The organism is Kitasatospora sp. CB01950 (assembly GCF_001905465.1).
Taxonomy (GTDB): Bacteria; Actinomycetota; Actinomycetes; order Streptomycetales; family Streptomycetaceae; genus Kitasatospora.
In genome coordinates, this window is sequence record NZ_LISX01000012.1 from 166938 (window position 1) to 182644 (window position 15707).

Consider the following 15707-nt stretch of genomic DNA (forward strand, 5'->3'; position numbering starts at 1 on the left):
GGTCAGGCCCTCACCACCACACCGCCCGCGAAGCCCACAGCACCCCACAACGGAGCACCGACCACCGCAGCCGCCACCCGCCGAAACCCCGCTGCGCCCGCGCCCGTCCGAAGCCCCCTCTGCGGGCGGGCAGCAGCGACCCCACCGCCCGTACGCGCAGCGCCTGCGGGCCCGGCCGGCGAGGCCCTTGCGGTGGGACGTCCGCCGCCCCGCCCGTCCGCACAGCGGTCGAGGGCGCCGCTCGCGCCACCGCCACCCGCTCACGTCCGGAACTCCCAGGGCGCACGGACGACCGCGCACCCCGAACCGTCCAGCGCCCCGCCGAACCGCGGATCACCGGCCAGCGCCGCCAGGTCCGTGCACACCTCGATCGCCTCACCAGGGAGGCCCGGCCCGCTCACCGCCCCGCACAGCAACCGTGCCGCCGACAGCAGCGACGACTCGACCCGCTGCGCCCGCCCGGTCCGGGCCCGCGCCGTCAGGCCGGCGACGGCGGCGGTCGCGCAGACCAGCCCGCCGAGGACGTCGCACACCGTCAACAGCGTGGGTCGTGGCGGCAGACCGGGCGGAGCCACCAGCGCGGCGAGACCCGAGCGCGCCTGGACGGGGTAGTCGGTGGTCACCCCGGGTGCGCCCCCGGACGCCTGCGCGTGCACCAGACCCGGACGGACCGCCTCCAGCGTCTCCGCGTCCAGACCCAAGCCGGCCACCTTCGACGGCGCGAGACTGTGCAGCAGCACATCCGAATCCCGCACCAACTCCCTTACCGCAGCACGCCCTTCGGACGAACGAAGGTCTGCCTCCAGCACCTCCTTGCCACGGTTGAGCGCAGCGAAGCGCGCCGACACCGGCTCCCCGCCGAACGCGGTCATCGGCGGCACGCCCCGCAACGGATCCCCGCCGAGCGGCTCGACCCGCACCACCCGGGCACCCAGAAGCCCCAACACCAGCCCGGCCATGGGCCCTTGCACACGACGCGCCACCTCGACCACCGTGACACCGTCCAACGGGCCACGCCCACCCGCCGCAGCCTCGCGCGGCCGCGCGCCCTCCGCCGCGCCCTCCGCCGCGCCCTCCGCCGCGCCCTGCACTGCCGCGCCCGGCACCGCCCGCCACGGCACCCCGCCCACCGCCGCCGGCCACGTCTCCACCGGCGTCACGTCGACTCCGCACCGCTCCGCCAGCGCGGCCAGTCCGGCGAACGTCAACCGGCCCGCCGCCACGAAGAGTTCGTCGGGCAGCGGACACGTCGCCGTCCCGTACCGCGCCTGGAACGGAAGCCAGGAACGGCCCACCACCCGCCGCTCGACGCCGAGTTCGACCCAGAAGCGCAACCAGCCGTCGGGCCCCAGCGCCTCCAGCTCGAACCAGACCCCGTCCGACGACCGGAACGGCGGACCACCCACCCCGACCGGCTCCACACATGCCTCCTCGGCCGTCGCCGCCGCCAAGTACTGCGACAGGCCGAGCAGGGCGGCCTGCGCCACCGACACCTCCACCTCCCGGTACGGAAGGCCCAACTCCCGTGCCCGCAAAGCAGCGAGAGTTCCACCAGCGGCCAGTACGCCGGCCGCGACCGACGCGAAGTCCACGCCCAGCAGCCGCGGTCCGCCGTACCTGCGCCCATGGACGTGCATCACCCCGCACGCCGCTTGCACGTCCGCCTCGCTCCGCAGCGGGAGCGCCACCGGCCCGGCCCACGTCAACCGGCAGCCGATACCCCCGCCGACCTCCAGCGCGCCGCCGCCGGACGCCTCCGCCACCTCGACCCCGGCGGTGCGCAGCAGATCAGCCGCGACGCCGGACGCGACAAACGGCGTCGAATCTCGCACGCCGACGCCAACTACTTCTCCAGCACGCAGCAGTTGACCGATTGTCACTCCAGCCTCCCAAACCCGTCACGGGCCGGCCGCACCGACATGCCGCCACCCAGTCGCCCTCTTGCCCCGCCACCCATTCGCCCCGCTGCCCTGTTTCCGAGCAGCGAGGGGCGATGGGCGGAACCCGACTTCACGGCTTGCGACCGTGCACGGCGTACACCACGTTCGAGCAGGCCAGGAACCTCGGATCGGTGAACATGGCGCGCAGCTCCGCGAGTTCGTCGTCCGTCAGCCCCTCGCGCAGCAGGGCGTCCCGCAGGTGCCAGGTGTTGTGCACCTGCATCTCCAACTGCGGCGTGCCGGGAGCGAGCGTGTCGAGGTACGGCGACGCCTCCACGTCGACGAACCCGGCGCGTGCCATCGCGGCGGCGCACTTCCGGCCCCACCCCTGGTCCGAACCGCGTGCCACGAAAGCCCTCAACTTGGCCTGCTGGTAACGCTCATAGAGATCCGCAGCGCGATCGTCCGGGGCGGTCAGAACCGGCGCGTACTCGGCATCGAACTCCAACAGGTGCAGCACGCCACCCGGCCGCAACGCCGCGAACAGGCGCCCCAACACGGCCTCCCGCGCGGCCAGATGGGACAGCACCAGCCGCACATGCACCAGGTCGAACGCGCCCTCCGGCAGCGCATCCCGCACCACATCGTGCCGCCGCACCGTCAAAGCGGGCCGCTCCGCCATCGGCAGCGGCGCCACATCCGTGGCCAACACGGAACCGCCGGGCCCGACTTGATCCGCCAGCCAGAGCGAGATGCTCCCCGCCCCGGCCCCGACATCCAGACAACTCATCCCGGGCCGCACCCCGACCCGGCTCAGCTCGCCGATACTGATCCGGTCCAACCACCCGGCCAGACACCGATGTTGCCCACCGGCATGCACACTGGCGTTGTCGAACAGGTACGAACCGCCACCGCGCCCGGACGTCAACTCCCTTACCGCGCCGCCCATCAGACGGACCCGGTCGACTCGTCGACGGCCCGCTCACCCGGAGCATCCGCCACCGCACCCTCCGCGACCACAGCGTCCGCCGCCGCCCCCGCCGCACGAGGCCCCGGCACCGCCACCGCCCCGGACCGCTCCGCCGCGAACGCCAGCACCCGCTCGGCGGCCAACTTGCCCGAACGGACGGCACCTTCACTGCTCGGCCGGAGCATCACCCAGTCACCGGCGTACTCCACCGCCCGGGCCGGCCGGGCCAGGAACGCGGCACGCTCCCGCACCGCCGCCGGCGAACCCTGCGGCAGACCGAGCCGGAAGCGGTGCACCAAGGTGCGGACAGTGGCGTCCCGCAGGCCCGGCAGGAAACGCTCGGCCTCCGCACAGACCGCCTCCACGACCCGCTCGTCGGACTCGTCCAGCAACTCGGGGGAGATCCACGGCGACGCGAAGACACTCGCCAGGCCCCGCCCCTCGGGCACGCGGCCCTCCGCCTTCAGATGGTCCAGGATCAGACCCGTGCACACCCGACTCTCGCTCTCCGGCACCGACATCGCATAACTGGGGGAGCGGGTCGGACTCGGCAGCGGACGGTCCAGCAGACACGCGACCTTGAGCATCGGCGTGTACGTACTGGCCGCCAGATACGGACGCGCGTCCGTCGCGGCATCTTCGTGCAACTCCAACGCCAGCGGCGCGGGCACCGCCAGCACCACCTGCCGGGCCACCACCTCCGCACCGTCGGCGAACCGCAGCCGCACACCGGCCCCGCCGGGCTGCTCCCGGACGGCCACCACCCGCGCGCCCACCTCCACCCGGAGGCGCTCGGCCAGCCGCCGGGCCAGGGTGTCCATGCCGTCCCGGTACGTCATCCACCGCGCGCCGGCCCCGCCGACCGACATCAGCGTCGCCACCATCGGCGCCATCGCGGACGTCTCCGGCCGCCACCCGAAACAGTGACTGGAAAGCGGTTGCAGCATCGCGGCCAGCAGCTCCTGCCGCCCGGCCGAACCGGCGCAGAACTCGCTCAGCGTCCGATCCCGACTGGGTGCGGTCTCCGGCCGGTCCGGGTCGAAGCCGCGCCAGGACGTGGACAGCTCCATCGCGAACCGCAACCATGCCGCCCGCCCCCGCCAGGACAGCCCGGCACCCGTCAACAGCCCCTTCGGACGGCCCAGATGGGCATGTGCCCGGCCGCCCCGCCACAGCGCGAAGCCCGGCTCGATCACCGGTACCTCCGACTCCGGGATGCCGACCGCGCGAATCAGCTCCCAGGTCGCCTCGTACCCGGCGCCCGCGATGGTCTCCGCGCCCTCGTCCAGCAGCCAGCCGTCCACCCGGGTGGACGCCATCCGCCCACCCACCCGGTCCGCACCCTCGAAGACCCGCACCTCACGCCCGGCGGCAGCCAGGTGGTGCGCCGCGGACAACCCCGCGATCCCCGCACCCACCACCGCGACATCGAGCTCGTCCACGCCCAACTCCTCCATCCGCTCCACCACCTGCCCGCCTGCCCACCGGCCACCTGCCGACCCGCCACCCACCGGCCCACCGACCGCTGACCCACCGGCCACCGACCCGCGAGCTACCGCCCCACCGGCCGCCGGCTCACGTCCACCGCCCCGTCCCGATAGGCGAACTCCCCGCCAGCACCTGTTCGCGCAGCTCGTGCCGCCGCACCTTCCCGGTGGCCGTGCGCGGCACCGCGTCCCAGGGGACGAGCAGCGGCTCGGCCAGCGGCGGAAGATCGCGCACCGCGTCCTGCCAGCGCTGCGGGTCGAGGTCGCCGGCCGCGGTGACCAGCACCGGCTGCGGGCGGCCGTCCGCCACCGAGAGCAGTACCGCCTCCTCGACGTCCGGCAGCCGCTCGTGCAGCACGTCCTCGATCTCGACGCAGCTCAGTCCGGGAACCATGTCCACCTCCCGGTCCAGCACGAAGACCCGACCGTCCCGGGTGTGCACTCCGAGGTCGCCGGTGTTGAACCAGCGGCCGTCGACCTTCTGCGCCCACCGTTCGGGTTCGCCGAGGTAGCCGAGGCACAGCGCGCCGGTGCGGGCGTACAGCATGCCGGTCTCGCCGCGCCGCACCGATCGCCCGGGCCGCTCCGGATCGGCCACCTTCACCCGCACCCACCCGGGCACCGGACGCCCCAGATCACGGGTGGTCGGATGCCGACCAGCGGGTGCGGAAAGCGCTTTCCGAGTCAGGAACCGGAAGCTCAACGGACCGGTCTCGCTCTGCCCCCAGCCCTGCATCCACAACGGCCGCCGCCGCCGACTCGCCTGCAGGAAGGACCGCACCGTCGGCGGATGCATCGCGTCGAAGGTCGAGATGAACAGCCGCACGTCCCGGAACGGATTCGCCTCGGAAGCGCCGTCCTCGGCCAGCGACTGCCACCGCACGTAGTGCGACGGCATCGCCTCCAACACGGTCGGGGGGTGGCTGCGCAGCAGCGCCGCGGCCGTCGACAGGTCGGAGTCCGGCAGCAGGGCGACGGTGCGCGGGGCCCGCCAGAACGCGCTGACGGTCCAGGTCAGCGCGCGGCCGTGGGCGAACGAGATGGCGCTGGCGACCGTGTCGTCCCCACGCACCGACAGCACCGGCCACGGTCGTGCCTCGAACGCGGACAGCCGCCGGATCAACGTCCGGGTGGAGTGCACCACCAGCTTGGGCACCCCGGTGGTCCCCGAGGTGTGAATGACCGCCAGCGGCTCGTCGTCCCCGCGCGAGTGCACCGGCGGAACCGCCCCGCCCCGCAGGTCGTCCGGCGTCAACGCACCCTCCGCAGGCCCGTCCAGGCACACCGTGCGGACGGCAAACCGGTCCAAGTCGTGCCCGGCCGCCCGGGCGCCCGCCAGGACGTCCCGCTGGGTGACCAGCACGTCCGGACGCAGCCGGTGCAGCAACGCGGCCAACCCGTCCGGCGCGACCCGGTCGGACAGCAGCGCCGGCACCGCCCCGAGCCGCGCCGCCGCGCACGCCAGCAGCACGTAGTCCCAGTGGTTGCGCTTCACGATCGCCACCGACGACCCCGGACGCGCCCCCGCCGCCGCCAGCCAGGCCGCCGTCTCCCGCACCAACTCGGCCAGTGCGGCGGTGTCCCAGCTACTGCCCCGGTCCGGCGCCAGATCCAGCGGACGCCCCAACTGGACGTCCACGGGCGGGCGTTGCTCGGCCAGGGTGTCGAAGAGTGGGCCGAGGTCGAGCGGCAACCGCCGCACCACGGACGCGAGTCCGCCGCCGCGCCGGGTCGCCCGGCCCGGCCCCGTCACAGCCCGCCGCCGAACACCGCGACCGCCAGGTCCACGCCCACCAGCAGCGCGCAGCACAGCCGGTGCAGGTGGATGCCCAGCCGGCGCGCGATCAGAATGTCGCCCCGGACGAACCCCAGCACCCACTGCCGGGCACGCAGCGCCATCACCGGAGCCATCACCAGCGGGAACCACCACGGCGCGATCCCGGCGACCGCCGAACCCACCAGCAGTGTCGCCTCCAGCGCCGAACACCCGCCCACGAAAGCGGCGTTGCCGCGCGGCGACACCAGTACGGCGACCGTCTTGCGGCCCACCGCCCGGTCGCCCGGGATGTCATTGGTGTTGGAGTACACGCCGAACAGCAGCGGACCCAGGCCGAACACCAGCGCCTGCACCGCGACGAAGCCGTCGAAGCGCCCGGTCAGCAGGCCGTACAGCGGCAGTACGAACAGCCAGCCCAGCGCGGCCAGGAAGAACTCCTGGAAGCCGTTGTAGCTGATCCGCAGCCACCACGAGTACTGGAAGCCGCACACCGCCAGCGCGATCACCCCGGCCACCGCCCAGGCCGGCCGGGCCGGTGCCAGCGCAACCGCCGCCAGCCAGCACAGCACGCACGCCGCCACCGCCGTCCAGCCGAACCTGATCGCCTGCGGCTCGGTCAACGTGCCTGCCACCAAAGGCTTTCGGGCCAGCCGACGGGCCGGCGCGTCGGGCCCGTAGTTCACCGCGTCGCTGCCGTCCCGGTAGCCGGTCACGTCGTCGAAGGTGCACATCGCCGCGCTCATCGCGACCTCGCCGCCGAGGAACAGCACCAGCACCGCCAGCGTGACGCCGACCCCTGCCCCGACCCCCGCGTCCGACCCGGTCGCCACCACCATCGCGGCGACCAGCGGAACGCTCAAGTAGTAGTCGTAGATGTCGAGTTTGGCCAACCTGGCGTACGCCCGCCAGGCGGCCGGGGCGCCCCCGGGGGCGGTTGCCGCCCCGGGGGCAGCGACCGCCGCCTCCGGGGCGGCGGACACAGCGACATGCTCCACGGAAACGCAGTCCTCTCAATGGCGGCCGCAACCCCGGGACGCCACTGCGCCGGGGGGCCTCAGACAACGAGCCGACCGCGCTGACGGAGCGTCAATTCGCCACGACAGGCGAGAAGTCGGCGCTGAACATGATGGCACAGAGCCACCGGTTTGATGCATTTCTGTGATAAGCGCAAAAGCGGGCGGGCGGCTATTTCGCCGCCCGCCCGCCCATATTTTCGATCCGCAGAATCAGACCCTCAGGCCGAGAAGCTCCCCGCACCACCCGGCACGTGCGTTCCGTTGCCGGGCTGCACCGTCACCGACGGGCCGACGCAGAACGGGTTGCCGTACACGTGCACCGGACGGTCCGTCTGGTTGGTCAACACGTGGGCGATGGTGGGGAGTTGCTGGCAGCCGGACGGGTTGCGGTAGACGTCCAGCGGCTGCGCCTCGGTGGAGAACACCACCACCTCACCGCTCGCCGAGCGCGTCGCGGCAGGTGCGGGAGCCGCCATGCCGAGCACCGAGGCCGCAGCCACCAGGGAAACCAGAATTGTTCGCACAATCATCCTTAAACATGATCGACGCCCGGGAATGTTGCGGGCTCACCCCATCGCTATCGCGCTCCCGCGCCCGAATTCCAACCGTGCACTCCGCATTCACCCACCTGGCCGGAGCCCGGCCCCGCCCGGTCACTCTGTCCGCACCACCGCGCGCCCCCGGCCGCCCGTCGATCCGCGGTCGCCGCCGGCCCCTCGCTCCCGACTATTCGCTTCGCGCCCGGACCGTCATCCGATCGAACTACCATCCCTCCATGACGACCCAGCCGTCCGCCCGTCCCGCCCACTTCGGCCCCAACACGCACTGCCACTGGTGCGGAACGTCGTACCCGGTCGGCACCGCGACCTGGCCGCGCACCTGCCCCGGCTGCCACGAGACCAGCTACCGCAACCCGCTCCCGGTCACCGTCGCACTCCTCCCCGTCCACCACCCCGACGGGGACACCCGGCTCACCGTCATCCGCCGCACCATCGAACCCGGACTCGGCGAACTCGCCCTCCCCGGCGGCTACGTCGACTACGGCGAGAGCTGGCAGCAGGCCGCCGTTCGCGAGCTGCGGGAGGAGACCGGCATCCTGGCCGACCCCGCCGACGCCCGCCTGGTCTCCACCGACTCCGACACCCTCGGCGGATTCCTCTGCCTGTTCGCCCTCCTCCCCGCCCGCAACCTCGCCGACCTCCCCCCGTCCACCCCCACTGACGAGACCGACGGCTGGCACCTCGCCACCCTCGACACCCCGCTCGCCTTCCCCTTCCACACCCGCGTGGCCCGCTCCTGGTTCAACGGAGAATTCACCCACCCACTGAGCGCGCGGTAAGCGGTAAGGGCACAGGACGAGCAGCCCGGGGGGAGAGGGAAAGCGCTTACCGCCCACCCGTTCGAGGGAGCCCGACCCAACGGGAAGGCGCTTTCCCGCCGTCCCTCCGTGCCGCGCCGCCCACTGACCCGGGAGCGGCGCGACCGAACGGGTAAGCGCTTTCCCGCCAGACCCGGCATCTGCCGCCCCGGTGGCCCGACCCGCCCGGTAAGCGCTTTCCCGTCGCCACCGGGCATCCGCCCGTCCGACGGTGCCCGACCCACCCGGTAAGCGCTTTCCCGCCGTCCCTCCAGCGCCATCCCTCGGCGGGCCCGCACCCCGCCGCTACTTCCCCAGCACCGCCATCGCCGCGTTGTGCCCGGGAATCCCACTGACCCCGCCACCCCGCACCGCCCCGGCCCCGCAGACCAGGACGCGGGCGTTCTCGGTCTCCACGCCCCACCGGCCGGACGCCCGTTCCCGAACCCCGGCGCCCTCCCGAACCCCGTCCTCCTCCCGGAACGGGAACGCCAACTCCCGGTGGAAGATGTTGCCGCCCGGCAGCCGAAGATCGGTCGCCAGGTCCAGCGGGCTCCGCACCTCCAGGCACGGCCGACCGTCCCCGTCGACCGCCAGGCAGTCCGCGAGCGGCTCCGCCAGCACCCCGTCGAGCGCGGCCATCACGCCCTCCAGTGCTGCCCGCCGCATTCCCTCCGGATCGTCGGCGAACAACCGCGCGGGCATCTGCAGGCCGAACAACGTGAGCGTGTGCCAGCCGGCCGGCACCTCCGGCCCCAGAATCGACCGGTCCGCCAGCGAGTGACAGTAGATCTCGGACGGTGCGGGGGAGGGGAGCCGCCCCGCCGAAGCCACCCGGTAAGCGCTTTCCAACTCCCGGTACGACTCCGCTACATGGAACGTCCCCCCGAACGCGTCCCGTACATCCACCGCGCCGTCCCGGAGCCGAGGGAGCCGCCGAAGCAGCATGTTGACCTTCAGCTGCGCCCCCTCCGGAGCCTCCGGAGCCCCCGGAGCCCCCTCACCCGCCACCGCTTCGGCCCCCACCCCCGCCCCCGACTCGCCACCCAACAGCCGCGCCAACTCCGCCGGCGCAGCGTTGCACAGCACCCAGCGCGCGCCGACCCGCCGCTCCACCCCGTCCGCGTCCAGGTACCCGACCTCGGCCGGTCGCCCCGGCCCGCCCGGATCCACCGCGACGACCTCGCACTCCGTCCGGAACTCCGCCCCGCCCGCCCGGGCCGCGTCGGCCAGCGCACCCGTCACCGCACCCATGCCGCCCACCGGCACGTCCCAGTCGCCGGTGCCCCCGCCGATCACGTGGTACAGGAAGCACCGGTTCTGCCGCAGCGAGGGGTCGTGCGCATGGGTGAACGTCCCGATCAGGGCGTCCGTCAGCACCACGCCCCGCACCACGTCGTCCGTGAACCGCCGCTCCAGCGCCTCGCCCAACGGCCGCTCGAACAGTTCCGCCCAGGCCACCGGATCGCCGACCCGCGCCCGCAGTTCCGCCCGCGACGGCAACGGCTCCGTCAGCCCGGGGAACACCCGCTGCGCCACCCGCCCAGTCATCCCGTAGAACTCCCGCCAGGCCGCGAACTCCTTTTCTCCGCCCGTCAGTTCGCGGAAGGAATCGGCCGTCCGCCGCTCGTCCGAGGCATCCACGAGCAGCCCGCCGGCCCGCCCGTCCCGCTCCCACGGCGTGTACGAGGAGATCCGCCGACGCCGCAGCTCCACCCGGACGCCCAGGTCCTCCAGGATCTGCCGCGGCAGCAGGCTCACCAGGTAGGAGTAGCGGGACAGCCGCGCATCGACCCCGGGAAACGCCCGCTCGGAGACAGCCGCCCCACCCACGTGCCCGAGCCGCTCCAGCACCAGCACCCGCAACCCGGCCCGCCCCAAATACCCGGCCGCCACAAGCCCGTTGTGCCCGCCACCCACGATCACCACGTCATAAGCCACCGTCATCCCGCCGTCCTACCACCCCCCACAGCCGTCCACCACCCCACCGCCCACCACCCACCGCGCAGCAGTCGCCGCCCCACTCACGTGCCCGTACCGCCCCAGCAACCCGCACTGTCCACCACCAGGATGAACCCTGGACCCCCGGCCGATCACGTGGCATGGTCTGCACCGTCAGCACCCACGGACGGCCTGCCACAAGCCCATCCGTCCCCACCGGCCTGGAGACCACCACGTGAGCACCCCTCCGACTTCCCAGGACCAGCAGCCCCCGCACCCCGAGCCGACCGAGCCGACCGAGCGGACCGAGCCGACGGCACCAGCCGAGCCGACCGAGCCGCTCTGGCGCCCGGACCCCGCCCGCGCCGCCGCCAGCCGCCTGGTCGCCTTCCAGCGCTGGGCCGCCGAGCAGCACGGAGCCCCGGCCGCCCCGCTCGCGCCGGTCGCCACCGACGCCGAGGCCGCCACCCGCTACGCGGACCTCCACCGCTGGTCCGTCGAGGACCTCCCGCGCTTCTGGACCGCCGTCACCGAGTACTTCGACGTGCGCTTCCACACCCCGCCCACCGCCGTCCTCGCCGAGCCGGCCACCATGCCGGGCGCGAGCTGGTTCCCGGGCGCCACCCTCAACTACGCCGAGCACGCCCTGCGCGCCGCCGAGGATCCGGCCAACGCCGACCGCCCGGCGATCCTCCACCTCGACGAGCGGACCGCCGAGCCCGTCGCCACCAGCTGGTCCGAACTGCGCCGCCAGGTCGGCTCGTTGGCCGCCGCACTGCGTGCCCGGGGCGTCCGCCCGGGCGACCGGGTAAGCGCTTACCTGCCGAACATCCCGCAGGCCGCCGTCGCCCTGCTCGCCACCGCCGCCGTCGGCGCCACCTGGACCAGCTGCGCCCCCGACTTCGGCGCCCGCAGCGTCCTCGACCGCTTCCAGCAGATCGAGCCGACCGTCCTGTTCGCCGTCGACGGCTACCACTACGGCGGCAAGAACCACGACCGCACCGAGGTGGTCGCCGAGCTCCGCCGCGAACTCCCCACCCTCCGCACGGTCGTCCACGTCCCGCTGCTCGACACCCCCGCCCCCGAGGGCACGCTCCGCTACGACGACCTGGTCGCCGGGGAGGCCGAGCCGGTCTTCGAACCCGTCCCCTTCGACCACCCGCTCTGGGTGCTCTACTCCTCCGGCACCACCGGCCTCCCGAAGGCCATCGTGCAGAGCCAGGGCGGCATCCTGGTCGAACACCTCAAGCAGGCCGCCCTCCACCTCGACCTCGGCCCGGACGACCGCTTCCTCTGGTACACGTCCACCGGCTGGATGATGTGGAACTTCCTCCTCGCCGGCCTGCTCACCGGAACCACGATCGTCACCTACGACGGCAGCCCGGGACACCCTGACACCGGTGCCCTCTGGTCGGTCGCCGCCCGCACCCGCGCCACCGTCCTGGGCACCTCGGCCGCCTACGTCATCGCCAGCCGCAAGGCCGAACTGCACCCCGGACGCGACCTCGACCTGTCCGCCGTCCGCTGCCTCGGCACCACCGGCTCCCCGCTCCCGCCCGACGGCTTCCAGTGGATCTACGACGAGGTCAAGCCGGACGTCTGGCTCGCCTCCGTCAGCGGCGGCACCGACGTCTGCTCCTGCTTCGTCGGCGGCGTCCCCACCCTCCCCGTCCACCTCGGCGAGATCCAGGCCCCCTGCCTCGGCGCCGCCGTCGAAGCCTGGGACCCCGCCGGCCACCCGCTCACCGACGCGGTCGGCGAGCTCGTCGTCACCAAGCCGCTCCCGTCCATGCCCACCGGCTTCTGGAACGACCCCGACGGCGTTCGCTACCACGACAGCTACTTCGACACCTACCCCGGCATCTGGCGCCACGGCGACTGGATCACCGCCACCGGCCGCGGCACCGTCGTCATCCACGGCCGCTCCGACTCCACCCTCAACCGCCAAGGTGTCCGGATGGGCTCCGCCGACATCTACGAGGTCGTCGAACGCCTCCCCGAGATCGCCGAATCCCTGGTCATCGGCCTGGAGGAACCCGACGGCGGCTACTGGATGCCGCTCTTCGTGGTGCTCGCCCCCGACGCCGTCCTGGACGACGACCTCACCGCCCGCATCCGCACCTCGCTGCGCACCGAACTCTCCCCGCGCCACGTCCCCGACGAGGTGATCACCGTCCAGGGCCTCCCGCACACCCTCACCGGCAAGCGCCTCGAAGTCCCCGTCAAGCGCCTGCTCGGCGGCACCCCGCTCACCAAGGCGGTCAACCCCGGCTCGGTCGACAACCTCGACCACCTGCGCTTCTTCGAACAGCTCGCCACCACCCGCAAGCACTGAAGCGCAAGCACTGAAGCGCAAGCACTGAAGCGCAAGCACTGAACCGCAAGCACCGAACCGCACACCAATGCCCCGAGGGGCCGCCGCCAACCCCCACGGTGGCAGCGACCCCTCGGGAGTCGAACGTCCGGACGGCGCTACGCCCCGGACAACACCTGCCGCGCCGCGGCCCGCGCCTCCTCGGCCGAGTCGGCCGCCCGCGCCGCCTCCGCCGCCTGCCGGCACTGCGCCAACGACGCCTGCGCCAACGCCGAGCGCACGTACGGGATCGACGCCGCCCCCATCGACAGACTGGTCACCCCCAGGCCCGTCAGCACACACGCCAGCAACGGGTCCGACGCCGCCTCCCCGCACACCCCGCAGCTCTTCCCCGCAGCCGTCGCCGCGTCCGCCGCCGCCGCGATCAGGTCCAGCAGCGCCGGCTGCCACGGATCCTGCAGCCGCGCCAACGACCCCACCTGCCGGTCTGCCGCGAACGCGTACTGCGCGAGGTCGTTCGTCCCCAACGACAGGAACTCCACCTCTCGCAGCAACGACCCCGCCCGCAGCGCGGCCGACGGAATCTCCACCATCGCCCCGACCTTGGCGTCCAACCCCGCCTCCCGACAGGCCGCCGCGAACGCCCGCGCATCCTCCCGGTCCGCGACCATCGGCGCCATCACCTCGAGGCGCACCGACAGTCCCTCCACCGCCCGCGTCAACGCCCGCAACTGCGAACGCAACACCTCCGGGTGCTCCAACAACGTCCGCAGACCCCGCACCCCCAGCGCCGGATTCGGCTCGTCCCCGGGCGTCAGGAAGTCCAGCGGCTTGTCCGCCCCCGCATCCAGCACCCGCACCACCACCCGGCCGCCCGGGAACGCCTCCAACACCTTCCGGTACGCCTGGACCTGCTTGTCCTCGCTCGGCGCCTTCGCCGAGTCGTCAAGGAAGAGGAACTCCGTCCGGAACAGCCCGACGCCCTCCGCCCCGTTCTCCACCGCCGCCGGCACGTCCGCCGGACCCCCCACATTCGCCAGCAACGGCACCATGAACCCGTCCGACGTCCGCCCCGGCCCCGAGGACGCCGCCAACGCCGCCCGCTGCTCCGCGGCCAGCCGCCGCAACTCCTCCCGCCGCTCCGCCGATGGCTCCACCAGCACCTCGCCGGTCGACCCGTCCACCGCGACCACCACCCCCTCCGCCAACTCCGTCGCCCGCGGCATCGCCACCACCGCCGGCACCCCCATCGCCCGCGCCAGAATCGCGCTGTGCGAAGTCGGCCCGCCCTCCTCGGTCACGAACCCCAGCACCAGCGCCGGATCCAGCAACGCCGTGTCCGCCGGCGCCAGGTCCCGCGCCAGCAGCACGTACGGCTCGTCACTGTCCGGAACCCCCGGCATCGGCACCCCCAGCAGCCGCGCCACGATCCGGTTCCGCACGTCGTCCAGGTCCGCGACCCGCCCCGCCAAGTACTCGCCCGCCGCCGCCAGCAGGTCCCGGTACGCGGCGAACGCGTCGTACACCCCGCGCTCCGCGCTGTTGCCCTCCGAGATCCGCCGGTTCACGTCCGCCAGCAGCTCCGGGTCCTGCGCCATCAGCGCCTGGGCCTCCAGCACCGCCTGCGCCTCACCACCCGCCAGGTTCCCGCGCGCGATCAGATCCGCCGCCACCGCCTCCACCGCGGCCTGCGCCCGAGCCTGCTCACGCGGCACCTCCGCAGCCGCGACCTGCGTGGTCGGCGGCTCCAGTACCGCCGTCCCCATGTGCCGCACCGGCCCGATGGCGACCCCGTGACTCACGCCCACACCGTGCAGCGTCCGCTCCATGGTCCGAACCCCTTCGCCCGTTGTCGCCGTCAGTTCCAGACGAACAGGTCGCCGCCGGCCGTGACCTCACCGGACTCCGCCACCCCGCTCAACTGGTCTGCCGACGCCTCCAGCGCCACAATCGGCGAGATCGGCGACTTCCCCGCCGCCTCGACCGCCGCCGGGTTCCACTTGATCACCGGCTGCCCCCGCTTCACCCGATCCCCCTTGTGTACGAGCAGCTCGAACCCCTCCCCATTGAGCTGCACCGTGTCGATGCCCAGATGCGTCAGCACCCCGTGCCCGTTCTCGTCCATCACCACGAACGCGTGCGGGTGCATCGACACCACCTGCCCGTCCACCGGCGACACCGCCTCCACCGGCTCCCGCAGCGGATCGATCGCCGTCCCCGGCCCGACCATCGCTCCCGCGAACACCGGGTCGGGCACATTGGCGAGGCCGACGGCACGTCCGGCGAGCGGCGACGTCACAGTGGTCATGGTGGAGCCTCCCAGGTACGGAGTACATCGCGTGCGGCCGCGGGGCAGCGGCCCGTTGATCGACGGACCCAAAGTACGTCAACTCGGACATTTTGGTATGTAGCGCCCACGAGTCGCCCGAGTGAAGATCGCCCCCGACATTCACCCCGCCGTGCACGAACCGACCTTCGCGCACCCTCTCCTCCGAACCCGCCACCCTCAAGTGGTCTAGTCCTCTTGGCCAACGCGCCGCACTCTACGGCATCCGGGCGAGCCCCCCTCGGCCCCTCCCGCACGGGCCGGCGCTGCCGTCCGGGTGATCTGCCCCGGCCTCGATTAGGCACTCGGCCACCGACCCGCTATCGTTGCTCAGGTCGCCGCGCAACGGCGGTAAACAGAGCAAGTCGAGAACGTAAACCCTCGGTCAACACCGCGGAAACGATCTGATAAGCTCGAAACACGAACGAAGCGCCCGGAGGGTCCGCAGGAATGCGGCTCGAAGGAAGCGTCCGTTCCTTGAGAACTCAACAGCGTGCCAAAAGTCAACGCCAGATATGTTGACATCCCCGGCCGGTCCTCTGGATCGGTTGGAGATTCCTTTATGAAGTAACACTAGCGAGGACGCAGTGCGCAGGACCGCCTATTCCGGTGGTTGCTGTGCCGCTCTTTCGTGAAGAC

11 protein-coding genes are annotated in these 15707 nt (G+C 72.9%); 2 read left to right on the forward strand and 9 right to left on the reverse strand.

Annotated elements, in window-relative coordinates; translation table 11 throughout:
* Positions 1 to 260: 260 nt before the first annotated feature.
* From AMK19_RS38260 to AMK19_RS26705, 6 genes are all read right to left on the reverse strand, one after another.
* A complete protein-coding gene (locus tag AMK19_RS38260) occupies positions 261 to 1832 on the reverse strand; it encodes a CoA transferase (protein WP_083647382.1) in 1572 nt (523 codons plus the stop codon).
* Between the two features lie 178 nt (positions 1833 to 2010).
* Positions 2011 to 2829, reverse strand: coding sequence for a methyltransferase (locus tag AMK19_RS26685; protein ID WP_073816042.1), 819 nt, complete (start codon positions 2827 to 2829; stop codon positions 2011 to 2013).
* Positions 2829 to 4292 (reverse strand): protoporphyrinogen/coproporphyrinogen oxidase, encoded by a 1464-nt coding sequence (locus AMK19_RS26690; protein ID WP_198953454.1) that lies wholly within the window; start codon positions 4290 to 4292, stop codon positions 2829 to 2831. The genes AMK19_RS26685 and AMK19_RS26690 overlap by 1 nt, the downstream gene beginning before the upstream one ends.
* Before the next feature lie 133 nt (positions 4293 to 4425).
* Entirely contained in the window at positions 4426 to 6039 is a 1614-nt protein-coding gene (locus tag AMK19_RS26695; RefSeq protein ID WP_073816095.1) for a class I adenylate-forming enzyme family protein, read from the reverse strand.
* 47 nt (positions 6040 to 6086) lie between these two features.
* Complete coding sequence (locus tag AMK19_RS26700) at positions 6087 to 7109, reverse strand: UbiA family prenyltransferase (protein ID WP_241844601.1); 1023 nt, start codon at positions 7107 to 7109, stop codon at positions 6087 to 6089.
* Positions 7110 to 7348: 239 nt separating this feature from the next.
* Positions 7349 to 7630 carry a hypothetical protein gene (locus tag AMK19_RS26705; RefSeq protein WP_241844602.1) on the reverse strand — a complete coding sequence of 94 codons (282 nt, stop codon included), beginning with the start codon at positions 7628 to 7630 and terminating at the stop codon, positions 7349 to 7351.
* A gap of 275 nt (positions 7631 to 7905) precedes the next feature.
* Here AMK19_RS26705 and AMK19_RS26710 point away from each other — a divergent pair, with 275 nt between their 5' ends.
* The gene (locus AMK19_RS26710; RefSeq protein WP_073816051.1) at positions 7906 to 8469 is read left to right on the forward strand and encodes an NUDIX domain-containing protein; all 564 of its coding nucleotides are present in this window, start codon (positions 7906 to 7908) and stop codon (positions 8467 to 8469) included.
* 324 nt (positions 8470 to 8793) lie between these two features.
* On the opposite strand, the gene AMK19_RS26715 is transcribed toward AMK19_RS26710, so the two are convergent.
* On the reverse strand, positions 8794 to 10434 hold the full coding sequence (locus AMK19_RS26715; protein ID WP_073816053.1) for a phytoene desaturase family protein: 1641 nt from the start codon (positions 10432 to 10434) through the stop codon (positions 8794 to 8796).
* 229 nt (positions 10435 to 10663) lie between these two features.
* Here AMK19_RS26715 and AMK19_RS26720 point away from each other — a divergent pair, with 229 nt between their 5' ends.
* Entirely contained in the window at positions 10664 to 12763 is a 2100-nt protein-coding gene (locus tag AMK19_RS26720; protein WP_073816055.1) for an acetoacetate--CoA ligase, read from the forward strand.
* Positions 12764 to 12900: 137 nt separating this feature from the next.
* Here AMK19_RS26720 and ptsP read toward each other — a convergent pair whose 3' ends face one another.
* Together ptsP and AMK19_RS26730 are read right to left on the reverse strand one after the other, a co-directional pair.
* Positions 12901 to 14571: a phosphoenolpyruvate--protein phosphotransferase gene (gene ptsP, locus AMK19_RS26725; RefSeq protein ID WP_073816057.1), complete on the reverse strand. Its 1671-nt coding sequence runs from the start codon at positions 14569 to 14571 to the stop codon at positions 12901 to 12903.
* A 29-nt stretch (positions 14572 to 14600) separates the two neighbouring features.
* The gene (locus tag AMK19_RS26730; RefSeq protein ID WP_073816059.1) at positions 14601 to 15050 is read right to left on the reverse strand and encodes a PTS sugar transporter subunit IIA; all 450 of its coding nucleotides are present in this window, start codon (positions 15048 to 15050) and stop codon (positions 14601 to 14603) included.
* Positions 15051 to 15707 lie beyond the last annotated feature (657 nt).